Source organism: Terrabacter sp. 2RAF25, assembly GCF_052115265.1.
Classification (GTDB): Bacteria; Actinomycetota; Actinomycetes; order Actinomycetales; family Dermatophilaceae; genus Terrabacter.
The window spans coordinates 1-25,762 of record NZ_JBFRGJ010000007.1; the positions used below are offsets into that span (position 1 = coordinate 1).

Annotated in this window: 21 protein-coding genes and 1 pseudogene; 11 read left to right on the forward strand and 11 right to left on the reverse strand. The window is 72.1% G+C overall.

Annotated features, from left to right (window positions below; translation table 11 throughout):
- Positions 1-452: 452 nt before the first annotated feature.
- From AB4091_RS17010 to AB4091_RS17040, 7 genes are all read right to left on the reverse strand, one after another.
- On the reverse strand, positions 453-1,742 hold the full coding sequence (locus AB4091_RS17010) for a thymidine phosphorylase (protein WP_442293140.1): 1,290 nt from the start codon (positions 1,740-1,742) through the stop codon (positions 453-455).
- A gap of 50 nt (positions 1,743-1,792) precedes the next feature.
- Positions 1,793-2,170: a cytidine deaminase gene (locus tag AB4091_RS17015; protein WP_442293430.1), complete on the reverse strand. Its 378-nt coding sequence runs from the start codon at positions 2,168-2,170 to the stop codon at positions 1,793-1,795.
- 174 nt (positions 2,171-2,344) lie between these two features.
- Positions 2,345-3,922: an ABC transporter ATP-binding protein gene (locus tag AB4091_RS17020; RefSeq protein WP_442293142.1), complete on the reverse strand. Its 1,578-nt coding sequence runs from the start codon at positions 3,920-3,922 to the stop codon at positions 2,345-2,347.
- Entirely contained in the window at positions 3,919-4,908 is a 990-nt protein-coding gene (locus AB4091_RS17025) for an ABC transporter permease (protein WP_442293144.1), read from the reverse strand. Before AB4091_RS17025 ends, AB4091_RS17020 begins: the two co-directional genes overlap by 4 nt.
- A gap of 1 nt (position 4,909) precedes the next feature.
- Positions 4,910-6,100 (reverse strand): ABC transporter permease, encoded by a 1,191-nt coding sequence (locus tag AB4091_RS17030; RefSeq protein ID WP_442293146.1) that lies wholly within the window; start codon positions 6,098-6,100, stop codon positions 4,910-4,912.
- 159 nt (positions 6,101-6,259) lie between these two features.
- A complete protein-coding gene (locus AB4091_RS17035; RefSeq protein ID WP_442293432.1) occupies positions 6,260-7,324 on the reverse strand; it encodes a BMP family ABC transporter substrate-binding protein in 1,065 nt (354 codons plus the stop codon).
- Between the two features lie 123 nt (positions 7,325-7,447).
- On the reverse strand, positions 7,448-8,707 hold the full coding sequence (locus AB4091_RS17040; protein ID WP_442293148.1) for an amidohydrolase: 1,260 nt from the start codon (positions 8,705-8,707) through the stop codon (positions 7,448-7,450).
- A 67-nt stretch (positions 8,708-8,774) separates the two neighbouring features.
- Here AB4091_RS17040 and AB4091_RS17045 point away from each other — a divergent pair, with 67 nt between their 5' ends.
- The 5 genes from AB4091_RS17045 (at position 8,775) to AB4091_RS17065 (ending at position 14,226) form a co-directional block, all read left to right on the forward strand.
- Positions 8,775-9,491, forward strand: coding sequence for a (2Fe-2S)-binding protein (locus tag AB4091_RS17045; RefSeq protein ID WP_442293150.1), 717 nt, complete (start codon positions 8,775-8,777; stop codon positions 9,489-9,491).
- Between the two features lie 27 nt (positions 9,492-9,518).
- Positions 9,519-10,481, forward strand: a complete 963-nt coding sequence (locus AB4091_RS17050; RefSeq protein ID WP_442293152.1) for a pseudouridine-5'-phosphate glycosidase — start codon at positions 9,519-9,521, stop codon at positions 10,479-10,481.
- Entirely contained in the window at positions 10,478-11,356 is an 879-nt protein-coding gene (locus tag AB4091_RS17055; protein WP_442293154.1) for a carbohydrate kinase family protein, read from the forward strand. The genes AB4091_RS17050 and AB4091_RS17055 overlap by 4 nt, the downstream gene beginning before the upstream one ends.
- Positions 11,357-11,578: 222 nt before the next feature.
- Positions 11,579-13,519 carry a thiamine pyrophosphate-binding protein gene (locus AB4091_RS17060; protein WP_442293156.1) on the forward strand — a complete coding sequence of 647 codons (1,941 nt, stop codon included), beginning with the start codon at positions 11,579-11,581 and terminating at the stop codon, positions 13,517-13,519.
- Positions 13,516-14,226: a hypothetical protein gene (locus tag AB4091_RS17065; protein ID WP_442293158.1), complete on the forward strand. Its 711-nt coding sequence runs from the start codon at positions 13,516-13,518 to the stop codon at positions 14,224-14,226. Before AB4091_RS17060 ends, AB4091_RS17065 begins: the two co-directional genes overlap by 4 nt.
- A 46-nt stretch (positions 14,227-14,272) precedes the next feature.
- On the opposite strand, the gene AB4091_RS17070 is transcribed toward AB4091_RS17065, so the two are convergent.
- On the reverse strand, positions 14,273-15,865 hold the full coding sequence (locus tag AB4091_RS17070) for an acyl-CoA mutase large subunit family protein (RefSeq protein WP_442293160.1): 1,593 nt from the start codon (positions 15,863-15,865) through the stop codon (positions 14,273-14,275).
- 291 nt (positions 15,866-16,156) lie between these two features.
- Positions 16,157-16,732 carry a GbsR/MarR family transcriptional regulator gene (locus tag AB4091_RS17075; RefSeq protein WP_442293162.1) on the reverse strand — a complete coding sequence of 192 codons (576 nt, stop codon included), beginning with the start codon at positions 16,730-16,732 and terminating at the stop codon, positions 16,157-16,159.
- 53 nt (positions 16,733-16,785) lie between these two features.
- Between AB4091_RS17075 and AB4091_RS17080 the strand changes: the two genes are divergently transcribed.
- The 5 genes from AB4091_RS17080 (at position 16,786) to AB4091_RS17100 (ending at position 23,017) form a co-directional block, all read left to right on the forward strand.
- Positions 16,786-17,739: an ATP-binding cassette domain-containing protein gene (locus AB4091_RS17080; RefSeq protein WP_442293164.1), complete on the forward strand. Its 954-nt coding sequence runs from the start codon at positions 16,786-16,788 to the stop codon at positions 17,737-17,739.
- Entirely contained in the window at positions 17,736-19,337 is a 1,602-nt protein-coding gene (locus AB4091_RS17085) for an ABC transporter permease (protein WP_442293166.1), read from the forward strand. Before AB4091_RS17080 ends, AB4091_RS17085 begins: the two co-directional genes overlap by 4 nt.
- A gap of 105 nt (positions 19,338-19,442) precedes the next feature.
- Positions 19,443-20,531, forward strand: a complete 1,089-nt coding sequence (locus AB4091_RS17090; protein WP_442293168.1) for a mannose-1-phosphate guanylyltransferase — start codon at positions 19,443-19,445, stop codon at positions 20,529-20,531.
- Between the two features lie 70 nt (positions 20,532-20,601).
- On the forward strand, positions 20,602-22,137 hold the full coding sequence (locus tag AB4091_RS17095) for a hypothetical protein (protein ID WP_442293170.1): 1,536 nt from the start codon (positions 20,602-20,604) through the stop codon (positions 22,135-22,137).
- 64 nt (positions 22,138-22,201) lie between these two features.
- Positions 22,202-23,017 (forward strand): GNAT family N-acetyltransferase, encoded by an 816-nt coding sequence (locus AB4091_RS17100; protein WP_442293172.1) that lies wholly within the window; start codon positions 22,202-22,204, stop codon positions 23,015-23,017.
- 153 nt (positions 23,018-23,170) lie between these two features.
- Here the strand turns inward: AB4091_RS17100 and AB4091_RS17105 are convergent.
- Together AB4091_RS17105 and AB4091_RS17110 are read right to left on the reverse strand one after the other, a co-directional pair.
- Positions 23,171-23,326: pseudogene (locus AB4091_RS17105) on the reverse strand (class I SAM-dependent methyltransferase); the annotation flags it as partial.
- A gap of 130 nt (positions 23,327-23,456) precedes the next feature.
- A complete protein-coding gene (locus tag AB4091_RS17110) occupies positions 23,457-24,425 on the reverse strand; it encodes an SDR family NAD(P)-dependent oxidoreductase (protein ID WP_442293174.1) in 969 nt (322 codons plus the stop codon).
- A 106-nt stretch (positions 24,426-24,531) separates the two neighbouring features.
- On the opposite strand from AB4091_RS17110, the gene AB4091_RS17115 reads away from it, so the two are divergent.
- Positions 24,532-25,731, forward strand: a complete 1,200-nt coding sequence (locus AB4091_RS17115) for a glycosyltransferase family 4 protein (RefSeq protein WP_442293176.1) — start codon at positions 24,532-24,534, stop codon at positions 25,729-25,731.
- Positions 25,732-25,762 lie beyond the last annotated feature (31 nt).

Sequence of the window (25,762 nt, forward strand, 5' to 3'; positions counted from 1 at the left end):
GGCCTCCGGGGCAACCCTTCAAACTTACCCGCCTCAAGCTTGGGAGTCAAACCCGCGAACCAGCCTTCAGACCGTCCAGATTCAACCCGCTTGGTGTCAGCGGTTCCTACCCACCAAAGCCTACCGGACGAACCAGTGTGCTTCGGACCGCTCCGGGCCGGTCCCGATCTCTCGGGGGTGGCTCAGAGCTCCCGGTGAGAGAGCCGATCGCTCGGTCTCGCTCCGGGGCCGACCGAAACTCTACCGGATCAACCGGAGTGCTTCGGACCGTGCTCGTCAACCCCGGGACCGGCCAACTTCGCTGGGTGATCTCTCACCGCCGCGGTGGCGTCCGTTCCTCCCTGTCGGGCTGACGAAGAGAACATTACATGGACCTCCCGGGATCTCATAATCGACCCCGACGAGGCCCTGCCTGAGTGCCCCCGCAGGACTCTGACCTGCGGACATGTCGCTCAGGACACCCGGTCGATGACGATCGGGGGCAGGTCGGGGCGCGAGCCCTCGGGAGCGATGGTGAACCCGCCCTCGAGCGCCTCGAGCGCCCGGGCGAAGCGCTCCGGCTCGTCGGTGTGCAGCGTCATGAGCGGCTCGCCCCCGCGCACCGTCGCCCCTGGCTTGCGGTGCAGCTCGACACCCGCCCCCGCCTGGACCGGGTCCTCCTTGCGCGCCCGGCCGGCGCCGAGCCGCCAGGCCGCGACACCCACGGCGAGTGCATCCAGGTGGACGAGCACGCCGTCGGCGGGGGCGAGCACGTGGTGCGACTCCTTCGCGGTCGGCAGCTCGGCCTCGGGGTCTCCACCCTGCGCCCGGATCATCCTGCGCCACACATCCATGGCCCGGCCGTCGGCGAGCACGTCGGCCGGGTCGATGTCGTCCTTGCCCGCGCCGGCCACCATCTCGCGGGCCAGGGCGAGGGTCAGCTCCACGACGTCACCGGGTCCACCGCCCGCCAGCACCTCCACCGACTCGCGCACCTCGAGGGCGTTGCCGGCCGTGAGCCCGAGCGGGGTCTCCATGTTCGTGAGCAGCGCGACGGTGTGCACGCCGGCGTCCTTGCCAAGGCGCACCATGGTCTCGGCGAGCTCACGAGCCTGGCCGAGGTCCTTCATGAACGCCCCGGAGCCGACCTTGACATCGAGCACGAGCGAGCCAGTGCCCTCGGCGATCTTCTTGCTCATGATCGAGGTGGCGATGAGCGGCACGCAGGACACGGTGCCCGTGACGTCGCGCAACGCGTACAGCTTCTTGTCGGCGGGGGCGAGACCGGACCCCGCGGCGCAGATGACCGCACCGACGTCCTCGAGCTGGTGCATCATCTGCTCGTTCGTCAGGTCGGCACGCCAACCCGGGATCGACTCGAGCTTGTCGAGCGTGCCGCCGGTGTGGCCGAGCCCGCGACCGGAGAGCTGCGGGACCGCCACGCCGCACGCGGCCACGATCGGCGCGAGGGGCAGCGTGATCTTGTCGCCCACTCCCCCCGTCGAGTGCTTGTCGCTGGTCGGGCGCGAGAGACCCGAGAAGTCGAGCCGCTCGCCCGAGCGGATCATGGCGTCGGCCCACCGCGCGATCTCGCGAGGGTTCATGCCGTTGAGGTAGATGGCCATCGCGAGGGCGGACATCTGCTCCTCGGCGACAGCGCCTCGGGTGTAGGCGTCGATGACCCAGTCGATCTGGGCATCGGACAGCTCCGCCCGGTCGCGCTTGGCGGAAATGACGTCTACGGCATCGAAGGCTTCGCTCACCGGACCATCATGTCCCAGCGCACGCGTCGCCGGGCCACCGGCGGGAGCGTTCAGCCCTCGGCGTGGCGCAGGTTCTCGGGGCCGAACGCCTGCGGCAGCACCGCCGACATCGGGAGCACTCCCTCGGGGGTCATGAGCAGGCAGCCTGGGCCGCCGTTCTCCCACAGCAGCTGCCGGCACCGACCGCACGGCATGAGGGCCCGGCCGTCGCCACCTACGCAGAAGACGGCCGTGAGCAACCCGCCGCCGGTGGCGTGCAGCTCGGAGACCATGCCGCACTCGGCGCAGAGCGTCACGCCGTAGGCGGCGTTCTCGACGTTGCAGCCGGCGACGACGCGACCGTCGTCGACGAGACCCGCCACCCCGACCCTGAACCGCGAGTACGGGGCGTACGCGCGCTCCATCAGCTCGACAGCGCGCAGGCGCAGGGCCTCCCAGTCGACGTGCGCGCCGGAACCGTCCGGGTCGTCCTGGGACCCGACCGCAGCGGCGCCGGCCGTATGCGGCCCAGCGGGCTCGGCGGCATACGGCTCGGTGACACGTGCCTCGGCGGCATACGGCTCGGCGGCGCCGGGGACAGCCCCCTCGGACACGGGTGACACCTAGTGGTCACCCGCCATGAGCCGGCCGATCTCGGTGCGGTCGGCGTCGCTGCCGGGCATCTCGGCGACGACCTTGCCGCCGTGGATGACGGCGATGCGGTCGGCGAGCGAGAGCACCTCGTCGAGCTCGGCCGAGACGAGCAGCACCGCGGCGCCCTCGTCGCGGGCCGCGACGATGCGGCGGTGGATGAACTCGATGGAGCCGACGTCGACACCACGGGTGGGCTGGGCGGCCATGAGCAGCTTGGGCCCGAAGCTCATCTCGCGCGCGACGACGACCTTCTGCTTGTTGCCGCCCGAGAGCGAGCCCGCCGGGGCACCCACACCGGCGGCACGGATGTCGAACTCCTGGAAGAGCGCCTCGGCGTTCTTGCGCACCTCGTCGAAGTCGCGCACGAACCCGTTGGCGAACGGCTTCTCGGAGAAACGGTTGAGCACGAGGTTGTCGGCGAGCGAGTAGGAGGCGACGAGGCCGTGCCGCTCGCGGTCCTCGGGGATGTGGCCGACGCCGGCGACGTGCGTGTCGCGGGGGTTGGCCTTGGTGATGTCCTTGCCGAGCAGGTCGATGCTGCCCGACTGGGGCGGCCGCATGCCGGCGATGGCCTCGACGAGCTCACGCTGGCCGTTGCCCTCGACACCGGCCACGCCGACGATCTCGCCCGCCCGGACGTCGAGGGTGAAGCCGTCGACGGCTCGCAGGTTGCGGTCGTCGAGCACGACGAGGTCCTTGATCGACAGGACGTCGGCACCGGGGGTCGCCTCGTCCTTGTCGACGCGCAGCACGACGTCGCGGCCGACCATCATGGTGGCGAGCCCCCGTGCGTCGGTGTCGGCCGTGGCGACCTCGCCGACGACGGCCCCCTGGCGCAGCACGTAGACACGGTCGGCCGCGGCCAGCACCTCGCGCAGCTTGTGGGTGATGAAGACGATGGACGTGCCGCTGGCGGCGAGCTCCTTCATGACCGAGAGCAGCTCGTCGGTCTCCTGCGGAGTCAGGACGGCCGTCGGCTCGTCGAGGATGAGCAGGTCGACGCGTCGCGAGAGCGCCTTGAGGATCTCGACGCGCTGCTGCGTGCCGACGGGGAGGTCCTCGATCTCGGCGTCGGGGTCGACCTTGAGGCCGTGCTTGGCCGACAGCTCGCGCACGAGCGTGCGGGCTCCCTCGATGTCGAGCACGCCGCGGCTGGTCGTCTCGTGGCCGAGGATCATGTTCTCGGCCACCGTCATCACGGGCACCAGCTGGAAGTGCTGGTGGACCATGCCGATGCCGCGGCGGATGGCGTCGCGGGGGTCCTTGACCGGGGACGCGTCACCCTTGATCGTGATCGTGCCCTCGTCGGGCTTGACGAGGCCGAAGATCTGCTTGACCAGCGTCGACTTGCCGGCGCCGTTCTCGCCGAGCAGGGCGACGATCTCGCCCCGCCGGACGTGCAGGCTGATGTCGCGGTTGGCGCGCACCGTGCCGTAGGACTTCGACAGTCCGGAGATGTCGAGCAGTCGCTCCGCCTCCCTGTCGGCGGACGGCTGCGTGGACGACGGGGCCGATGGCTGGACCGTGGCGGTCGGCTGCTCGCTCACGAACCCTCTCCCTTCACGAACGGCTGCCCGACGGCTCCCGGCGCCCGGACGCGGCCGGCGGCGACCGCCAGCACGACCAGGGTCAGCAGGTAGGGCAGCAGGGTGATGAACTGCTGCGGGATGTTGATGACGCCCTGCAGCTGCGACGCGAGCGCGTTGGTGAAGCCGAAGAACAGCGCGGCCGCGAAGACGCGCAGCGGTCGCCAGCCACCGAAGATGAGGATGGCGAGGGCGAGGAAGCCTCGGCCGGCGGTCATGCCGCGCTCGAAGCCGGCCGTGGCCTCCATCGAGAGGAACGCGCCCGCCGCACCGGCGAAGATGCCGCCGATCGTGACGTTGACGAGCCGCATCCGGATGACGTCGATGCCTGCGGTGTCGGCGGCCGAGGGGTACTCGCCGATGGATCGGGTTCGCAGGCCCCAGCGGGTGCGGAACAGCGCGAAGTGCACCACCGGCACGGCGAGGAGCGCGAACAGCGCGATCGGCCCGGTCTGGAAGAAGACGTCGCCGATGAGCGGGATCTGCGACAGCAGCGGGATGTCCCACTGCGGCATGTTGGCCGAGAGGACCTTGCCGGGGCGGTAGAAGAAGGACGTCAGACCGGTCGCGACGATGTTGATGACGACACCGGCGATGATCTGGTCCATCAGGCCCTTGACCGTGGTCAGGGCGAGGAACGCGCCCATCGCGATGCCCGCCACCATGCCGACGAGCACACCCACGATGAGCGAGCCGCTGGCGGCTGCGGAGAAGAACGCCGCGAAGGCGGCGACGAGCATCTGGCCCTCGATGCCGATGTTGACCACGCCCGACCGCTCGCCGACGACACCCGTCAGGGCGCCGAGCACGAGAGGCACCGCGAAGAACCACGCGCCCTTGAACATGGACGTCGCGACGTTGTCGTTGATCGCGAAGAAGACGTAGGCGGCGACCAGCAGCACGACGGCCGAGCCGACCGCGACCTGGTTGCGCTTGACCCATTCCATGTCAGGACCCCCAGCTGCTCGCGAGAGCGGACGACTTGGCGGTGTGCCTGCGGAAGATGAGCTTCGCGATGATCGGCAGCGACACGAGCAGCAGCGTGATCGCCAGCAGCATGTCGACGATCTCGGGCTGGATGCCGGTGTTGAACATGAGGTTGGACGAGCCCGCCCGCAGCGCGCCCACGAGCAGCGCCGCCGGGATGGTGCCGAGCGGGTTGGACCGGGCCAGCAGGGCGATCGTGATGCCGTCGAAGCCGAGCGAGCCCGCGATGCCGTCCTGGTAGCGGTAGGGGTCGATCTCGAGGTACTCGACCGAGCCCGCGAGACCGGCGAGGGCACCGGCGATCGCCATCGCGAGGACGATCATGCCGCTCAGCTTGATGCCCGCGTACGAGGCGGCGTGACGGTTGCGGCCGATGGTCTCGAACTGGAACCCGAGGGTCGTCCGGCGCAGCATCCACGCGACGGCGAGGGCGAGCACCAGGGCGATCGGCAGGCCGATCGGCACGACGCCCAACGGCACGAAGCGCGAGCCCTCGGGTGCCGGGAAGGACGCGGGGTAGGCCGACGCGGGGTCCTTCATCGGGCCGTTGACCAGGTAGTCGATGAGGCCCGCGGCGATCGAGTTCAGCATGATCGTCGAGATGACCTCGTGGACGCCGCGGGTGGCCTTGAGGGCGCCAGCGATCGAGGCCCACATCGCACCGGCGAGGATGCCGGCCACCATCGCGACGACGGCGACGACGACACCTGGGGCGTCGCGCATGATGTGCGCGCTGGCTGCGGCCGCGATGGCACCGGCCATGAGCTGGCCCTGGGCGCCGATGTTGAACAGGCCCACGCGCAGCGGGATGACGACGGCGAGACCACAGAGGATCAGCGGCACCATCTTCTCGAAGGTGCCCTGGAGACCGTCGGCCGTCAGGAAGGAGTAGGTGAAGAGCGTCTGGTACGCGTAGGTCGGGCTGACGCCCTGGGCGCGGATCAGCACGCCGCCGATGACCAGAGCCGCGACCACGGCCACGAGCGGCACGATGATCGACTGCTCGCGCACGAGCACCCCGAGCACTCCTGTGGGTGGCGGGGGAGCTCCCCGCTCGGGCACGACCGGGGGCGGCGTCGCCTCAGCGGTCGGCTGGGTGGTCACGGTGCCGACGTTGTCGGCGCCTGACGGCTCATCTCTCGAATCGGCCATCTCGGACCTCTCGACTCCTTGTGTGGACCAGTTCTCGGTGCTGCGCGCCGATCTCCGGCGCAGAACGACGTCGAGCGGGTGCCCCTGTGGAGCACCCGCTCGACGTTCGTCATGACGGGACTCTAGTGCCGACCCCGTCGGGGGTCATGCGCCTTCGGTTCAGCCGGCCTTGTAGCCGGTTGCCTGCGAGCCGTCCTCGAGCTTCTTGACGACGTCGGCGACCTTGGTCTTCACGTCGGCCGGGACCTTGCTGTCGAAGTCGTGGAACGCCGCGATGCCGGCGGTGCCGAAGAAGTTGCCCGGCTTGATCGTGTTGCCCTTGATCGCCTTGAGCAGCTCGCCGATGCCGTCCTTCTCGTGCTTCTCGGCCGAGGTGATGAGGCACGGGTGCGCGGCAGGCAGGGTGTCCCACTGGTCGAGGTCGACACCGATGCAGAAGACCTTGTCGCCCGCACCGTTGGTCTTCGCGGCCTCCTGGAGAGCACCGTTGCCGGTGCCGCCACCGGCGCCGAAGATGAAGTCGGCGCCCTGCGCCAGCATCTTCTTGGCCTCACCTGCACCCCACACGGGGTCGTTGAAGGCGGTCTGGCCGGCCGGGTGGTAGACCTTCGAGACCGAGACGGACGGGTTGGCGGCCTTGGCGCCGTTCTCGTAGCCGGCGGCGTACGCCTGGGTCGGCGGGATCTCCTGGCCGAGGACGACGCCGATCTTGTTCGACTTCGTCATGAGGCCAGCGAGGTAACCGGCGGCGTAGCCGGCCTGGTCCTCGTGGAAGATCAGACCGGTGACGTTCGGGACGACCGGGTCGGCCTGGAACTGGTCGAAGCCGATGAACTTCGTGTTGGGGTACTGCTTGCCGGCGGCGCGCGTCGCGTCACCCATGAGGAAGCCGACCGTGACGATGACGTCGTACTTCGCGTCGGTGAACTGCTTGATGTTCTTCGCGTAGTCCTTGGGGTCGGTCGTCTCGACGAACTTCGTCTGCGCGCCCAGCTCGCCCTTGACCTGCTCGACACCCTCCCAGGCAGCCTGGTTGAAGCCCTTGTCGTCGACCTTGCCGACGTCGGTCACGAGGCCGACGCAGAACACCGAAGCGCTCGAGCAGTCGCCCGAGGCGGCGGTGTTGGTGCCCCCACCGCCGGAGCCGGTGGACGGGCCCGTGGACCCACCGCAACCAGCGAGTGCGGCGACCAGTCCGGTCGCGACAACCGCACTCAACTTCACATGTGAACGCAAGGCGCTCTCCTTCAGTCCGTCGGGCCGACGACGACATCGGCCCAGATAGCACGGAACTGTAGACCCCGTCACGACAAGATCTGAGCGCCTCGGAGCAAGTCGCAGGAAGTGTTATCGATCCGCGACCGCACTCAGCGGAGTTACGCCGCCGAGGGCCGGTGTGCCCACCAGCTGGGCTGCCGCGGAGAAGACGACGCCGGCCAGTGTGCGGGCCCCGACGACGATCGCGCCCTCGTCGATGACGAGGTCGCCCCGGTGCAGGTCGTAGGTCGGGCCGCCGGGCGAACGCGTGCCCAGACGGGCCATCGCGCCGGGCACGTGCGTGAGGTACCAGGCGAAGTCCTCGCCGCCGAGGGACTGCGGCGTCGGCGCCACGAAGGCGCCGGTGCCGGTCACGGCCGCGGTGAGCGCGTCGATGCAGCCGGCGTCGTTGACGACGGGCGGCACGCCCTTGGTGATCGTCACGTCGGCCTGGACGGCATACGGCTTGACGACCTCGTGCACGACGGCCTCGAGGAGTCGCTCGACGCCCTCCCAGATGCCGGCGTCGAGCATGCGCAGCGTGCCGCCGACCTTGCCCGACGACGGGATGACGTTGTGCGCACCGCCCGAGTGGATCGAACCCCAGACGAGGGCGGCGCCCGCGCGGGGGTCGAGGCGTCGCGAGAGCACGGCGGGCACGTCGGTGACGACCTTGGCGAGGGCGTAGGTGAGGTCCTGCGTCAGGTGGGGCCGCGAGGTGTGGCCGCCCCGCCCGGAGAGGGTCACCTCGATCTGGTCGGCGGCCGCGGTGATGGCGCCCACCCGCAGGCCGACCTGGCCGGCGTCGAGGTTGGGGTCGCAGTGCAGCGCGAAGATGCGGTCGACACCGACGAGGCCGTCCTGCGCGACGACGTCCTCGGCGCCGCCGGGCATGAGCTCCTCGGCGGGCTGGAAGACCAGCCGTGCGCCGATGCCGGCGTCGACGAGGCGGTCCTCCGTGGCCTTGAGTGCGAGTGCCGCGCCGAGCAGGGCGCTCGTGTGCACGTCGTGGCCGCACGAGTGGCTGACGCCGTCGGTCTGCGATGCGAAGTCGAGGCCGGTCTGCTCGCGGATCGGCAGGGCATCGAGGTCGGCCCGCAGCGCGATGCGGTGCGCCGGTTCTGGCGCGCCGAGGTCGGCGACGAGGCCGGTGCCACGCAGTCGGCGCACGCTGATGCCGGCGCGCTCGAGGCGCTCGGCGACGACGGCGGTGGTGCGCACCTCGCCGCGGCCGAGCTCGGGGTGGGTGTGCAGGTCGCGACGGATCGTGACGAGCTCCTGGGCATGCTGCTGGACGGTTCGGGCGACGGCCTCGAAGGGCAGCGAGAGGGAGCGGTCGGTCACGAGCACGGGAGTCTAGCGAGAGGATGGGCGTGGTCCCCGCCGAGAGGGGTCGACGGCGAGGCGGGAGGGCCGCGTGCAGGCTGGTGCGGAGGCTGGTGCGGACCGTGGTCCTGGGTCCGAGCACGTCGGGCCCTCGCTCGGTGCCGACGCGGTGCGACACGTCGTCGCGCAGGTCGACCGCGCGCTGCCCTTCATGACCGCCACCTGCGCCGACTCGCCCGCCACGGTGTGGTTCGCCGACGTGCTCGCCCACGTGCGCGCGGGCTCGGACCCCCTGCGGCCGTGGCGCGACGCGCTGAGCGCGCAGATGTCGCACCGGCACGCGGTCGACGTGCGACCGCACGTGCCCGCGGCCTTCGTGCTGCAGTGGTGGTGCGAGGTCGCGGCCACCCCGATCGCGTATGCCGCCGTGCTGGGGCCGTGGGTCCTCGCGCCGTCGGCCGCCGGGCTGGGTCTCGAGCTCGCGGCCGGGCTCAACCCTCACCGGGTGGTCGTGGACCCGGGACAGGCCCACCTCGTCGCAGAGTCCGACAGGGCGCGCCGTCTGGAACGCGGCCACACGGCATACCTGGGGCTCGTCTCCGAGGTCGTGGCGGCGTACGCCCCCGAGGTGCGGATGGGCTCGCGGCAGCGTTGGGGGGTCGTGTCGGACATGTGGGACACGGCGGTGCGGCTGGCCCACGGCGCGGCCGGCGAGGACGTCGGACCGGCGTCGACGAGGGTGTCGTGCTGCTTCATCTACGCGCTGCCGGGGATGCGCGTGTGCGCCTCCTGCCCCCGCAGCGCGTGACGCGTCAGCGGAACTAGGGTGGCCGCCATGTCTGCGCCCCTGCCCTCGTCAGAGCTCGTCGTCGTGCACGAGGACGTGCGCGACGCCCTGGACGCGGGCGTCGGCGTCGTCGCCCTCGAGTCGACGATCCTCGCCCACGGGCTCCCCCACCCCGACAACATCGAGATCGCCGGGCAGATCGAGGACGCGGTGCGCGCCGGGGGCTCGGTGCCCGCGACCACCGCCGTGCTCGACGGAGTGGTCCACGTCGGCCTCGGCGCCACCCAGGTCGAGCGCGTCTGCACCGACCCCGAGATCGCGAAGCTGTCGGTGCGCGACGTGGGCGTCGCTGCGGCACTGGGGCGTTCGGGTGCGACGACCGTGGCGTCGACCTCTGCGCTGGCGCACCTCGCCGGCATCCGTGTCTTCGCGACCGGCGGCCTCGGCGGCGTGCACCGCGGCGCCTCCGAGACGTTCGACGTCTCGGCCGACCTCGGCGTCATCGCCTCGACGCCGGTGCTCGTCGTGTGCGCCGGGGTGAAGTCGATCCTCGACGTGGCCGGCACCCTCGAGACCCTCGAGACGCTGTCGGTGCCGGTCCTCGGCTACCGCACCGACGCCTTCCCCGGCTTCTACCTCTCGGACTCGGGGCAGACGGTGCCCTGGCGGGTGGAGTCCGCGGAGGAGGCGGCGCGCGTCGTCGTTGCCCGCGACCGGCTGGGCACCGACGCCGCCGGTGTCGTGCTCGCGAACCCGCTGCCCGCCGACCGGCAGGTCGACCGCGAGCTGCACGACCGCCTCGTCACCGAGGGACTCGCGCTGCTCGAGCGCGAGGGCGTGCACGGCAAGGACGTGACGCCGCGACTGCTCGAGTTCTTCCACGACAACTCCGGTGGCGAGTCGCTGCGGGCCAACGTCGAGCTCGTGCTGGCCAACGCGCGACTCGCCGGAGAGGTCGCAGCAGAGTTCGCTCGGCTGTCCCGCGGCAACGAGCTGGCTTGGCAGGCATGAGCATTCGTCCGGTCGTCGTGGTCGGTGACGTCGGGCTCGACGTGATCACCCGCCCCTCTGGCGAGATCCAGTGGCACTCGGACACGCCGTCCGCGGTCGCTCTCGTGCCCGGTGGCGCGGGTGGCAACTCGGCCTCGTGGCTCGCCGGGCTCGGGGCGTCGGTGACGCTCGTCGCGCGCATCGGTTCGGACGCTGCGGGATCCACGTGTCGTCACGAGCTCGAGGCCGCGGGGGTGACGTGTGCGTTCGCCGTCGACCCGACCCTGCCGACGTGCATGGTCGTGATCCTGCTCGACGCCCACGGCGACCGCACGATGTTCCCCGACCGTGGGGCGAACAAAGCGTTCTCGGTGGGCGACGTCGACCTCGCGTCGTTGGGGCTGCCCGCCGAGCCGCGGCCGCACCTGCACCTGAGCGGCTACGTGCTGTTCGACGCCGGCTCTCGGGCCGCGGGGCTCGAGTCGTTGCGGCAGGCGCGTGCCCTGGGGTGGTCGACGTCGGTCGACCCGCAGTCACCGGCTCTCATCGAGCGCGAGGGAGCCGACACGTTCCTGTCGTGGGTGGCGGGCGTGGACCTGTTGCTGCCCAACGAGAACGAGGTCGCTGCCCTTGGCGGGATGCGCGCCATCCTCGAGCACACGCACGAGGTCGTCGCCACCTACGGCGCCGCGGGGGCGCGCTGGGTCGGGGTCGGAGTCGACGAGACCGCCGAGGCACCCTTCGTCGACAACGTCGACGCCACCGGGTGCGGGGACGCGTTCAACGCCGGGCTCCTGTCCGCGTGGCTGCGCGGCGAGAACCGGTCGGCGGCCCTCCGCGCCGGGGTCTCCGCCGGCAGCGCTGCGGCGGCGCGCGTGGGCGCACGGCCGGCCTGACGGCATACGCCCTCGGAGGTCGCGGCACGGTGCCGAGTGCACTGTGGTGCGGGTCGTTCCGCACGCGCGGGCACCGTCACGGTGCCGAGTGCACCGTGGTGCGGGTCGTTCCGGACGTCTCCGGGCCCTGCCGCCAAACGGCTGCAGCACGCGCTACCGGTCCCTACGATCGAGTGAGGTGGCGGCGCCCGCGGCTCCGACAGCGGGCCGCGAGGAGGCCTCATGTCAGGCGAATGGCACCGGATCGACGACGGCGACCTGCCCGGGGAGGGACGCGTCCGCAGCCTGGTGGTCGACGGCCGCAGCGTCGCGCTGAGCCGGTGCGGCGACACGCTCGGCGCCCTCGAGAACAGGTGCCCTCACCAGGGCGGCCCGCTCGGCGAGGGCTCGATCGAGAAGGGCTGGCTGCGCTGCCCGTGGCACGGCTACGACTACGACCCGATCACCGGCACACCGCCGGAAGGCTTCTCGGACGCGCCGCGCGCGCATCCGGTCGAGGTCCGCGCCGACGGGACGTGGGTGCAGCTGCCCGACCTCGAGCCGCACCGTCGCACCGTCTCGGACGTGCTCGTCGAGACCCTGGTGCACTTCGGGATCCGGCACGTCTTCGGCATGGTCGGGCACTCGAACCTCGGGTTCGCCGACGCGATGAGGCGGGCCGAGGAGCGCGGCGACCTCACCTACATCGGGATCCGGCACGAGGGCGCGGCAGCATTTGCGGCCAGTGCCTACGGCAAGCTGACCGGACGGCCGGCGGCCTGCTTCGCGATCGCGGGACCGGGCTCCACCAACCTGCTCACGGGGCTCTACGACGCCCGGCTCGACGGCTCGCCCGTCGTCGCGATCTCGGGCCAGGTGCCGAGCTCGGTCCGGGGGCGCGGCGCCTTCCAGGACGTGGACCTGTCGGCCGTCTTCGCCGACGTCACGCTGTCGACGGCGACCCTGCACGCGGGGAGCAACCACGCCGAGCTCGCCGCGGTCGCGGTCAAGCGCGCGGTCGATGGCCGAGGCGTGGCCCACCTCGTCCTGCCCGACGAGGTTCAGGTCCAGCCCTCAGACGCGCCGGCCGGCACGCCCGCCGGGCGCGTCGCCCCACGGCTCGGGCGAGGGGACGAACAGGCGTTGGCACGGGCGGCCGCACGGATCGCGAACGCCACCCGACCCGTGGTCGTCGTCGGGCACGGCGCACGTGGCGCGAGGGCTGAGGCGCTCGAGCTGGCCGAGCGCCTCGGTGCGCCGGTGCTCACCACCTTCAAGGCCAAGGGCCTCGTTCCCGACACCCACCCCCTCGGCGCCGGCGTTCTCGGGCGAAGCGGTACGCCGGTCGCCAGCTGGCTGATGAACGAGGCCGACCTCCTCGTCGTGGTCGGCGCGTCGTTCTCCAACCACACCGGCATCGCGGCCTGGAAGGACATCGTGCAGGTCGACGACGAGCCCTCGGCAATCGGGCGGTTCGACCCCGTCCGAGACCACGTCCTCGCCGGCGCCGCCCTCGGACTGCGCGGCATCCTCGAGCTCCTCGACGTGGCGCGCGAGGAGGTGCGCGCCGAGGACCAACGCGGCGACGTGGCTGCCCGCTGGGAGATCTGGCGCGCCGAGAAGGCGCGCCGGGTCGGTGACGACCGCGGCCGAGGCGTCTCCGCTGCCGCGGTCTTCGACTCCCTGTCGCGCCACCTGCCGGAGGACGCCGTGGTGACGGTCGACGTCGGCAACCACGCCTACTCCCTCGGGCGCTACCTCGAGTCGAAGGGACAGCCGGTGCTGATGTCGGGATATCTGGGCTCGATCGGATTCGGCTACCCGGCGGCGCTGGGGGCCTGGGCTGCAGACCCGAGCCGGCCCGTCGTCGCGGTCACCGGAGACGGCGGGTTCGGGCAGTACGCCATGGAGCTGACGACGGCCGTGAAGTACGGCATCCCCGTCAAGCACGTCCTGCTCGACAACCACGCCCTCGGGAAGATCGGCAAGGAGCAGGTCGCCGAGCACTTCCCGGTCTGGCACACCTCGCTGCACAACCCCGACTGGGCGGGCTTCGCGGCACTGTGCGGTGCGGTCGGTCTCGCGGTCGATCGCGCCGACCAGCTCGACGCCGCCATGCGTGAGCTCTTCGACACGTCGGGGCCGGCCATGTTGGCCGTCGAACAGGACGTGGAGCTGCTGTGAACATCGAACCTGACGCCTCGACGTCGATCCCAGCAGAGCGCGTGGGCGCCACGAACGCCGGCCAGCCCGGGGGGACGCGGAGCGCCACCCTGCCGACGACGGTCCGCGCGCTGCATGTCGTGGCCGAGCTCGTGCTAGCCGGACCCCAGTTCCGCGCGAGCGGGTCGATCGAGCTCGGCGTGAGGCCCGGCGGCTTCGGGACGACGGCGGCCCCAGACCTGTGGGTGGAGGGGTCCGAGCTCGTGTCGGGTTCCGGGCGCTGGCCGATACGGGCGACGACGGCCGCCGCGCTCGCGGCCGCCGCCGGCGTCGACGTGGGCGAGCCGGCTGGGCTCTACGGTGACGGGTCCCACGGGTCGCCGGACGAGCCGCTCGACGCCGATGCGGCCGACGCGCGGTGGGTGGCGGAGTGCTACGACCGGGGTGCCGCGGCCCTGCGCGCCTTCGCTCCGGAGGCGCGCCCGGTGCTGTGGCCCGAGCACTTCGACATCGGCATCACGGTCGGCGACGTGGCCTACGGGGTCTCCCCCGGCGACGGTCACGTGAGCGAGCCGTACGCGTACGTCAGCGTCCGGCCGGTTCCCGTCGGGCCGTTCTGGAACGTCGCCTTCGGGTCGGCCCGGCCCATGCGGGCGCTGCGCGACGCGGCCGCGGTGCGCGCGTACTTCGCGGAGGGGACGCGCCTGCTCGCGGGCGACGAGAGCTGACCCGGACAGCCGCCCGCAGCGGGCTCCGTGGCCGAACTGCCTTCTGTCAGAAGGTTTCGCGGGGCTGGTAGGTGCCCCAGACCTCGCGCAGGGCGTGGGCGACCTCGCCGCCGGTGGCGCGGGCGGCGAGGGCGTCCTTCATCGGGTAGAGGACGTTGTCGGTGCCGCGGGCGGCGTCCTTGAGCCGCGCCAGGGCGGCGTCGACGGCGGCCTGGTCGCGGTCGGCGCGCAGGGCCTCGAGGCGGGCGCGCTGGTCGGCCTCGATGGTCGGGTCGACGCGCAGGGGCTCGTACTTGTCCTCGACGTCGACCGTGTACTTGTTGACGCCGACCACGGTGCGTTCGCCGCCGTCGATCTCGAGCTGGACGCGGTAGGCGGAGCGCTCGATCTCGGACTTCTGGAAGCCCTGCTCGATCGCCGCGACCGCGCCGCCCTTGTCCTCGACGGCCTGGATCAGCGCGACGGCTGCCGCCTCGATCTCATCGGTCATCGACTCAACGACGTACGAACCCGCAAACGGGTCAACGGTTTTCGTCACGTCGGTCTCGTAGGCGATGACCTGCTGGGTGCGCAGCGCGAGCCGGGCGGCCTTCTCTGTGGGCAGTGCGATGGCCTCGTCGAAGCTGTTGGTGTGCAGCGACTGGGTGCCGCCGAGCACCGCCCCGAGTCCCTGCAGGGCGACGCGGACGAGGTTGACCTCGGGCTGCTGCGCGGTCAGCTGCACGCCGGCCGTCTGGGTGTGGAAGCGCAGCATCATCGACTTCGGGTTCTGGGCGCCGAAGTCCTCCTTCATGATGCGGGCCCAGATGCGCCGGGCCGCGCGGAATTTCGCGACCTCCTCGAGCAGCGTCGTGCGGGCGACGAAGAAGAACGACAGGCGAGGTGCGAAGTCGTCGACGTGCAGGCCCGCGGCCTGGGCGGCCCGGACGTACTCGATGGCGTTCGCGAGCGTGAACGCGATCTCCTGCACGGGCGTGGCCCCGGCCTCGGCCATGTGGTAGCCGCTGATGGAGATGGTGTTCCAGCGCGGCATCTCCTTGTGGCAGTAGGCGAACACGTCGGCGATGAGGCGCAGCGACTCACGCGGCGGGTAGATGTAGGTGCCGCGGGCGATGTACTCCTTGAGCACGTCGTTCTGGATCGTGCCGGTCAGCTTGTCGCTCGCGACGCCCTGCTCCTCGGCGACGAGCTGGTAGAGCAGCAGCAGCGTCGAGCCGGGCGCGTTGATGGTCATCGACGTGGAGATCTTGTCGAGCGGCAGGCCGTCGAAGAGGGTGCGCATGTCGTCGAGGCTGTCGATCGCGACCCCGACCTTGCCGACCTCGCCGTGCGCGATCGGCTCGTCGGAGTCGTAGCCCATCTGGGTCGGCAGGTCGAACGCGACGGACAGGCCGCCGGTGCCGGCCTTGACGAGCTGGTGGTAGCGCTCGTTGCTCTCCTTGGCGGTGCCGAAACCGGCGTACTGGCGCATCGTCCACGGGCGGCCGGTGTACATCGACGGGTAGACGCCGCGGGTGAAGGGGTAGCTGCCGGGGGCGCCGAGCTTGGTGTCCGGATCGAAGCCGGCCAGGGCCGAGGCGTCGTAGACGGGCTCGATGGGCAGGTCGGACTCGGAGCGCGCGCCAGTGCTGTCAGCCATGGTGCCGAGCGTATCGGCGCCCGGGCGGGCGTTCGGCGCTCCCGTGACGAACGTCGCCGATCTCACCCTCACGAGGGCGTATGCCGTCGCGCGGGCGCCCGGGTGCCCGGGTGCCTCCCGGCCGGCGAGGCAGCATACGTTGCCCCCTCGACGTGCGGGAGGCCGCGAAACTTGGCCTCTCGACGTGCGGGAGGCCGCGAAAATTGGCCTCTCGACGTGCGGGAGGGCGCGAAATTTGGCCTCTCGACGGTTGGGGGTGGGTGGGGTGAGAGGGGTGGGTGGGGGTGCTGGTCAGGCATCGTCGGGCCAGCCGCGGGTGACCGTGGACTTGTACGCGTCCCACTCGCCCTCGAGCGCGCCGAGCCGGTCGCCGAGGAACTCGAGGAAGGCGACCGAGAGCTGGAGCCGGCGCCCGGCCGGAGTCGCGAGGCCGCCGACGGCGGGCACGCCGGCCCGCAGGCTGGTCTCGATCTGGGCGAGCACGCGGTCGCGCGAGAGCATCGCACCGTGCCAGGCGTCGGCCTGAACGACGTAGACGTCGCGGCGGGAGCCCCGCTCGCGCTCCTTGCCGATCAGGTAGGTCTGGGTGAGGTAGCGCACCGCCCCGGAGATGGCGGCGGGGCTGACGTCGAGGGCGTCGGTGAGCTCGGCGGCGGTCATCCGCCCGTCCTCGTCGGCGAGGAGCTGGGCGAAGACCCTGGCCGCGAGGCGGGGCATGCCGGCGTCGGTCAGCGTGTCGCCGAAGCGCTCGACGTACGTCGACACGGCACGGTCGTCACGGGTCGCCTGTCGCGCCTTGGCCATCGGCCCCCACCACCTCTCGCCGGTCGCTGCGCCCCGGGTCTCGGCGCGCTCTGTGGAGACCATACCCATCCGTCACAACATTCAGTAAATCGTGAATGTTGTGTATTGTCGATCTCATGAGCTCAGCGATCCAGGTCCACGACCTGCGCAAGACGTTCGGCCACACCGTCGCCCTCGACGGGCTCGACCTCGAGGTGGCCACCGGCGAGATCCATGGCTTCCTCGGTCCGAACGGCGCCGGCAAGTCCACGACGATCCGCATCCTGCTCGGCCTGCTCCGCTCCGACGGCGGCACCGCCACGCTGCTCGGCGGCGACCCCTGGCGCGAGGTCGAGTCCCTGCACCGCCGGCTCGCCTACGTGCCCGGCGACGTCGCGCTCTGGCCCAACCTCACGGGCGGCGAGGTGATCGACCTGCTCGGCAAGCTGCGCGGAAGCCTCAACGAGCAGCGCCGCGCCGAGCTGCTGGAGCGCTTCTCGCTCGACCCGACCAAGAAGGGGCGCTCCTACTCCAAGGGCAACCGGCAGAAGGTCGCCCTGGTCGCAGCGCTGTCCTCGGACGTCGAGCTGCTCATCCTCGACGAGCCGACCTCAGGCCTCGACCCGCTCATGGAGGCCGCCTTCAAGGACGCGGCCCGCGAGCGCCGGCAGCAGGGCACGACGATCCTGCTGTCGAGCCACATCCTCAGCGAGGTCGAGTCGCTGTGCGACCGCGTCAGCATCATCCGCGAGGGGCGCAACGTCGAGTCCGGCACGCTCGAGCAGCTGCGCAGCCTCTCCCGGACCACCGTCGATGCCACGCTGTCGCGGCCGGTCACCGCGGAGCAGCTGCGCGCGGTGCCCGGACTCGCCGACGTCTCGGTCACCGACCAGCACGTGGTCTGCGCCGTGGAGACACAGCACCTCGGCGACCTGCTCGTGCTGCTGGGGCAGCACGGCATCCTGACGCTGACGAGCGCGCCGCCGACGCTCGAAGAGCTGTTCATGGACCAGTACCGCACGAAGCCGGTTGCGGCCCAGAGAGGTTCGACCACGACCAGCACGCCGGCCGAGTCGGCGACATCGCGATGAGCACCTTCGCCGGCACCGGGTCGCTCGTGCGCCTGGCCTCGCGTCGTGACCGAGTGCTGATCCCCGTGAGCATCCTCGCGCTGGTGGCCTTCGCGGCCGGGTCGGCCCGGGCGACCATCGACCTCTACCCGAGCCTGGCCAGCGCGCTCGACATCATCCGTCCCCTCGTCGCGAACCCGGCCAGCGTCGCGCTCTACGGCCCGATGACGAGCCTGAGCCTCGACTCGTTCGCCGTCTTCAAGACCGTGCTGCTCGGCGGCGTCTTCGTGTGTCTGCTCGCGTACATCGTCGTGCGCCGCCACACCCGCACCGAGGAGGAGTCGGGTCGACTCGAGCTGCTCGGCGCCGGCGCCATCGAGCGCCGCTCGCCGCTGACGGCCGCGATCCTGCTCGCCACCACCACCGTGGTCGCGACGGCCGTGCTCGCCGCCGCGTCCCTCGCCGCCGTCGGCCTCGACGGGCGCGGCTCGGTGGCCTTCGCCGTCAGCTGGACGATCATGGGCCTCTCCTGGGTCGGCATCACGGCCGTCGCGGCGCAGCTCACCGAGACCACTCGCGGCACCGCGGCCATCTCGCTCGGGGCCCTCGGCGCCGCGTTCCTGCTGCGCGCCCTCGGCGACACCGCCGGAGCCGACAACCCGGCCCGCCTCCTGTCCTGGCTCTCTCCGCTCGGCTGGGGCCAGCGGGTCTCCCCCTACGGCGAGAACCAGCTGTGGCCCATCTGGCTCGGGCTCGTCGCCTACGTCCTGCTCGTCGCCCTCGCCTACCGGCTGCAGGAGCGCCGGGACCTCGGTGCGGGTCTGCTGCCGAGCCGGCCCGGCCGTCCACGCGGCTCGATGCGCAGCGTGGGCGCGCTGACGACGAGACTGGCCCGCGGCACGCTCATCGGGTGGGGCCTCAGCGCCGTCGTCATCGGGGCCGTCGTCGGCTCGATCGCGGCGAACCTCGAGTCGCTCAGCAGCTCGGACACCACCCTCGACCTGCTGCGCAAGCTGTCGGGTGCCGACGGCCAGGTGTCGCTGATCAACGTCTTCTTCACCACCGAGCTGCACATCATCGCCCTGGCCGTCGCGGCGATGGGCATCTCGATCGTGACCCGGCTCAGGACGGAGGAGACCTCGTCGCGGGCCGAGGTGCTGCTCACGACGACGTCGCGCATCGGCTGGGCGGCCTCGCACCTCGTCATCGCCCTGACCTCGACGGCCGTCGTCATGGCCCTCGTGGGCCTCGTCGCGGGGGCCGCCGACGCGCAGCGCTCGCACGACCTCGGCGCGTCGATCGGCCGGCTCGTCCCCGCAGCCCTCGTCACCGTGCCCGCCATCTGGGTGACCGTGGCCGTCGCCCTGCTGCTGGTCGGCTGGGTGCCCCGGCTGACCGGGCTCGCCTGGGCCGCGCTCATCACCTTCCTCCTCCTCAGCGAGCTCGTCCCCGTGCTGGGGCTGCCCGCCTGGATGACGAACCTCTCCCCCTTCGGCCACGTGCCCTCGATGCCCGCCGAGGACGGCCGGGTCCTGCCGCTCGTCCTGCTCACCGTGGTGGCGGCCATCGTGGCGGCGACAGGGCTCGTGGGCCTGCGCCGGCGCGACGTCATCGCCTGACGGCATACGACCGGGGGCGTATGCCGTCGCGCGCGGACCCAAGCCCACCCGGCCAGTCACGGCGGTTCCACCGGACGGCGGCCCACCCATCTGTACCGTGTGCGCATGACCGCCATCCCCGGGCTCTGGGCCGTGATCCCCGCCGGGGGGTCCGGCACTCGACTCTGGCCGATCTCGCGCCGCCACTCCCCCAAGTTCCTGCACGACCTCACCGGTTCCGGCCAGTCGCTGCTGCGTGAGACGTGGGATCGGCTCTCTCCGCTCGTCGGCGACCGGATCCTCGTGGTGACGGGCGCCGCGCACGAGGACGCGGTCCGCCGCCAGCTGCCGATGCTCGGCTACGACGCGGTCGTGGCCGAGCCCTCACCGCGTGACTCGATGCCCGCCATCGGGCTCGCTGCCGCGATCCTCGAGCGCCGCGACCCGGAGGCGGTGCTCGGCTCCTTCGCCGCCGACCACGTCGTCGGTGACACCGAGGCGTTCCACCGCGCCGTCACCGAGGCCACCGGACTGGCTCGGCGCGGCGAGCTCGTGACCATCGGCGTCGAGCCGACCGAGCCCTCGACGGCCTTCGGCTACATCAAGGTCGGTGAGGCCCTCGGCGCGGAGGACGCCCCGAGCGCACGGCGGGTCGAGGAGTTCGTCGAGAAGCCCGACCGCCAGACGGCGACGAGCTACCTCGAGACCGGCGAATACCGTTGGAACGCGGGCATGTTCGTGGTCGGCGCGACCACGCTGCTCGAGCTGCTCGCCGTGAACCACGCCGACATGGTCGACAGCCTCCGCATCATCGCCGCCGACCCGCGACGGATGCGAGACCTCTGGCCGTCGCTGCAGAAGATCGCGATCGACCACGCGGTGGCCGAGCCCGCCGCGGCGGCCGGCAGGGTGGCCGTCGTGCCGGCGTCCTTCGGCTGGGACGACGTCGGCGACTTCGCATCCCTGACCCGACTGGTCACCGAGTCCACCGCGCTGCCGGGCATCACGGCGATCGGACCCGAGGACGACATCATCGCGATCGACTCGACGGCGATGGTGGCCACGGGCGGCAGGCTCGTGGCCCTCATCGGGGTCGACGACCTCGTCGTCGTCGACACCCAGGACGCGCTGCTCATCACCCGCCCCGACCGCGCGCAGGACGTCAAGAAGGTCGTCGAGATGCTGACGGCGCAGAACCGCACCGAGCTGACCTGAGTTGGCCACGCAGACCCGCGGTAGCGCGGTTCCGGTCGCGCCGGATCAGCACGCGGGCGGGAGACCTGCCGTGAAGACCGGCGTAACTGCGTCGTTCGGAGTGCGGCGGGCGCGGAGGGTGGTCGTCGCCGCGGCCGTGATCGTGGCGTGGTTCGCCGCCCTTCCCCGGCTCGTGCCGAGCACGACCGGCGACCACGGCACGTACGCGTCCGTCGCCGAGCGGCTCCTCGCCGGTGACCGGCTCTACGTCGACGTGTGGGACAACAAGGACCCGTTGTTCTACTACGTGCTGGCCGTGGGTCGGCTCGTGTCGCCCCTGTCGGACATCGCCGTCGAGGTCCTCTGGGTCGTCCTGGCTGGGATCGCCGTCGTCGTCATGGCCCGCGCGGCCGGTGCCTCCCGCGACATCTCCGTGGTCGCCGGGCTGGGAGCCACCCCGCTGCTCCTGACCGGCCCTGCCTACGAGACCGGCATGACCCACCTCCCGGGCCTGGCGCTCCTGCTCCTCTCCGTCGCGAGCGCGGTCCGGTCGCGGTGGGTGCTCGCCGGGATCCTCGTCGGGCTGCTGCTGCTGACGAAGCTCATCGTGACGCCGGTGGCTGTCTGCGCCTTGGTGGTCATCGCCGCTCACGGCCGCCGGTCAGGCGGACTGTGGGGGCTGACCCGATCAGCGGCGAGCGCCACCGCGGCCCTGGCCACTGGGCTCGCCGTGCTGTGGGCCCGCGGCGAGCTCCCGGGTTGGCTCGACAACTTCAGGCTGAACGCCGACTATGCAGACGGTGATCTGGCCCGGTCGCAGTACGGCTCCGTCGTGGGGCACCTCCTGCGGGCGTTCCCCGAGGACGGCCGGGGCGGCGGCGCCGTCTCAGTGGCTGCGGTCCTCGTGGCCCTCCTCGCGATCCGCCGCTCGTGGACCGCCGGCAGTCCGGGGTCAGGGCCCGCCACGACTCAGGCCCGGCCGGCCGGCGCCGGGGCACCCCAGACGATCACACCCGCGGCGCTCTGGGACCTCGCTCTCGCGACGCTCGGGATCTCTCTGGTCGTGATCGCGGCCACGGCGACCTGGCCACACCATGCGCAGACGCTGTCGGTGCCCGGCGCGTGCGTGCTCGCGCTGATGTCAGCGAGGCTCTCGCACACGGCCCACGGCTGGCGGCCCGTGGCCCTCGTGCTGGTGGCCGGCTTCGTCGCAGCCGGAGCCCTGCACCCGTACTTCTACCTCACATCAGCACGCAACGTGCCCGCGAGCCTGCGGATGCTGCAGCAGCAGTCGCCTGCGAGCGTCGCCCTCGCGTCGCAGCCGGGAGTGCGGACGTGTGCGCGGGCCGGTTCGAACGACACGAGCGCGCACGCCCTGGGGCTTCGAGACCTCGACCTCGCCTGCCCGCGCTTCCACCAGTACTCCATCGAGCCGGCGGCAATCCTGGAGGCCACCGCCACCTGCCTGCCGCGCGCCGACGCGATCATCGTCGACGACTCCCTCCGGCCCGAGGGCGGTGCCCCCGCCTGGAACGCCTACGTGGCGCGCGTCAGGACGCTCGTCGGAACGGGCTACGACTGCGTGCCCGCAACAGGCGCCCAGGTGTGCGTGCGGCGCACCGGCTGAGCAGGCGCTGGGGATTCTGCGGGAATCGCTGCCGACGCACTCCCGTCAGGTCGACAGTGGAGCCATGACCTCGATGCTGCCCGAGCAGGGCGAGTACCTCACGACCGGCTGGGAGGAGGACCTGCCGGCCACGGACTCCCTTGTGCGACAAAGCGTTCTCGCGCACGTGTCGTGGGCGCGGGCCTTGACGACGGCAGCCCGCGGGCACTTCGCCGAGGGCCACGGATGGTGCGCCGGCCGGGGCGGTGGGGCGAGCGCCCTGCTCAACTGGGCGCTCGTGACGAGCCCACCGCGCAGCTGGTCCTCGACCATGGCAGCCCTGTCCGCGGCATACCCGGACGACGTCTCGGCGATCGTGATCAGCCCGTTCCCGGCGCCCGACCTCACGGCCCACGGCTTCGAGCTCGTCGGTCACCCGCCCCTGATGTTCCGGCCGACCTCGGCGAGCGGCACCGCGCCGGCCACCTCGGTCGAGGTGCGGCAGGCAACCACTCCAACCGAGCTCCAGGACGCGGAACGCGTTCTCGTGGAAGGCTATCCGATGCCGGACATGGCCGACCTCCCTCCCGGCGACTTCTATCGTTCCGACGTCGTGGATGCCTCGACACGCGTCTTCGTCGGCTACCGGGACGGGCAGCCGGTCGCCACGTCGGCCGCTCACTCCGCGGCCGGCGTGACGGTCGTCGAGAACGTCGCGGTGCTCGGCAGCGCGCGTGGGCGAGGCGCCGGGGCGGCGCTCACGTGGGCCGCGACGACGACGTGGCCCGACCAGGGCGCCGTGCTCATCGCCAGCGACGACGGGCAGCCCGTCTACGAGCGCCTCGGCTTCCTGCGGGTCGAGCGGTGGACCTGCTGGCTGCGGATCGAGTCACCCGCGTGACCCGAGCTCAGGGCTGACAGGAGCTCAGGGCTGGGCCGGGCGCGGCGACGGGTCGAAGTAGGCGGCAAGTCCGTGCGTCAGTCGCTCGACCGGGAGCTGCAGCTCGTCCACGGCCCTCACGACACCGGGCCACCCCGGCTCGTAGTCGTCCCAGAGGATGACACCGCCCGGTCGCAGCAGCCGGAGGGCTGCCTGCGAGTCCGCCCGCGCATTGGCGTACTCGTGGCCGGCGTCGACGAGGACGAGGTCGACAGAGCCCTCCCACGGTGAGTAGTCGAAGGTCGTGCTGTCACCCAGCAGCTGGGTGATGCGCGGCGCCTCGGGAGTCTCGTGGAACCGCGAGCCGACCGGCCAGTGCGGTCAGCGCGCGCCGCCAGTACACAGGGTCCATGTGCCGGAGCATAGGCGCGCGCGCGTGGCCGCGAGCGCTATCGACGAATCACGACGTGGACAGTGCCCGACGGGTCGCGTCGGCGACGAACTGCCTGAACTGCTCGACCTGCTCGTGCGTCTCGACCCCGACCGGGGCGTAGTGCGTCGAGCGGCGCCGGCGGTCGTGCCAGAAACCGCCGGTGCCGATGGCGTCGGACGTGGCCACGAGCCACACGGCGGTGTCGGCCCCGGAGTCGGCATCACGCAGGAGCGGGCCCGTGAGCGCGGCGAAGCGGGGCAGCGACTCCGTGACTCCCGGGGTCGCGGCCCACCCGGGATGCATCGAGTGGGCGCGGATCCCCTCTGCCGCAAGGTCGCTCGCCCACAGCTCGGTGAGCACCAGCTGCATCCGCTTGGTGCGGGCGTATGCCGTCACCCCGGAGTACTCGCCGCCTGCGTACTCGGGGTCGGTGGCGTCGAGCCGCTGTCCGTAGGCGCCCCCCGACGTCACGACGACGACGCGTCCGTCGGCCAGGGCCGGACGCAGGGCCTGGGTCAGCACGTGCGGACCGAGCACATGGGTCGCGAGCGCCAGCTCGTGCCCCTCGGAGGTCGTCGTGCGCCGGGGCGGCATGACGCCGGCGTTGTGGACCACGGCGTGGAGCCGGGGCACGTCCGCCATCAGGTCGTGGGCGAACTGCGCCGTGCCGGCGAGGTCGCTGACGTCGGCGACGTGCACTGCCACCTCGGCGAGCGGCTCCTGGTCGAGCAGCGACGCCCGTGCCGATCCGAGACGCCCGGCATCACGGCCCGTGAGGTGCACGGTCGCGCCGAGTCGCGCGAGACCGCGCGCCGTGGCGAGGCCCAGCCCACCGCTGGCGCCCGTGACGAGGACGTGACGACCGACGAGCGCGCCCGGGGCCGGGTCGTCGGGCCACCAGGCGCGGCGCACCGCCGGTCCGATCTTCGTGTAGCCGAGCACCAAGGACTTGTCCATCAGCCAGTCGGCCGCCGCCGCTGCACCCTCGAGCACCATGTGCCAAGCCTAGGTGCCCGCCGGTGCACGAGGCCGTCACCGGCACGTCACCGGACACACCCCGGGGCGTCGCCCGGGCAGCGCACGTCAACGTCACGGTGGACGCGTGCGAGTCGCCATCGTCACCGAGTCGTTCCTGCCGAGCGTCAACGGCGTCACCACGAGCGTGTGCCGGGTCATCGAGCAGCTCCGCGCACGTGGGGACGACGTGGTCGTCGTCGCGCCGCGCTCCAGAGCTGCCGCACCGGCTCGGTACGGAGGCGCCCCCGTGCACCGGGTCGCCTCCCTGCCCGTGCGCCAGTTCGACGTCGGCCTGCCGACGCCCGAGATCGAGCGGGTGCTCGAGGAGTTCGGCCCGGACGTCGTCCACGTCGCCAGCCCCTTCGTGCTCGGGGCCCGCGGGCTGGCTGCAGCGCGTGGCCTCGGCCTGCCGACCGTCGCCGTCTTCCAGACCGACATGGCGGCGTACGTGCGCCAGCACACTCCCGGCGCGGCGGGCGCCGCGGCGGCTGCGTCGACGACCTGGCGCTGGATCCGGCGGATCCACTCGTGGGCCGACCTCACCCTCGCCCCGTCGTCGGCGGCGCTCGCCGACCTCGAGGCGCACGCCGTGCCGCGCACCGCGCTCTGGGGTCGCGGCGTCGACGCAGCGCTGTTCAACCCGGCCTGGCGGCAGGACGCCCTGGCCAAGGCGCTCCGGCGCGAGCTGGCCCCCGGCGGCGAGCGCCTCCTCGGCTACGTCGGCCGGCTCGCCCCGGAGAAGGAGGTCGAGCGTCTCGCCGAGCTCGCCGACCTGCCCGGGACCCGGCTCGTCGTCGTCGGCGACGGGCCGTCGCGCGACGCCGTCGGTGCCGCGCTCGCCGAGGCGGTCGCCGCCTCCCCGGCACGGCCGAACCGGCCGCCCGTCTTCCTCGGGTCGCGCCACGACGACGACCTCGCTCGCGCGTACGCGTGTCTCGACGTCTTCGTGCACACCGGCACCGCGGAGACCTTCGGCCAGACGATCCAGGAGGCCGGCGCCAGCGGGCTCCCCGTCGTGGCGCCGCGAGCAGGCGGCCCGGTCGACCTCGTCACCGACGGCGTCAACGGCTACCTCTTCGATCCCGGCGAGCCGGGAGCCCTGCGGGGTCAGGTCTCCCGGGTGCTCGCGTCGGCGGCCCATGCCGCGGAGCTGGGCCGACGCGGGCACGAGCTCGTGCGCCACCGGTCGTGGGCGCGGGTCGTCGAGGGGCTGGTCGGGCACTACGAGGACGCGATCGCGGGCCGGGCCCTCCGTCGCGCCGAGGTCGAGACGCCCGCTGCCTGAGGGGTACCGGGCGAGTCACGCCATCTGTGAC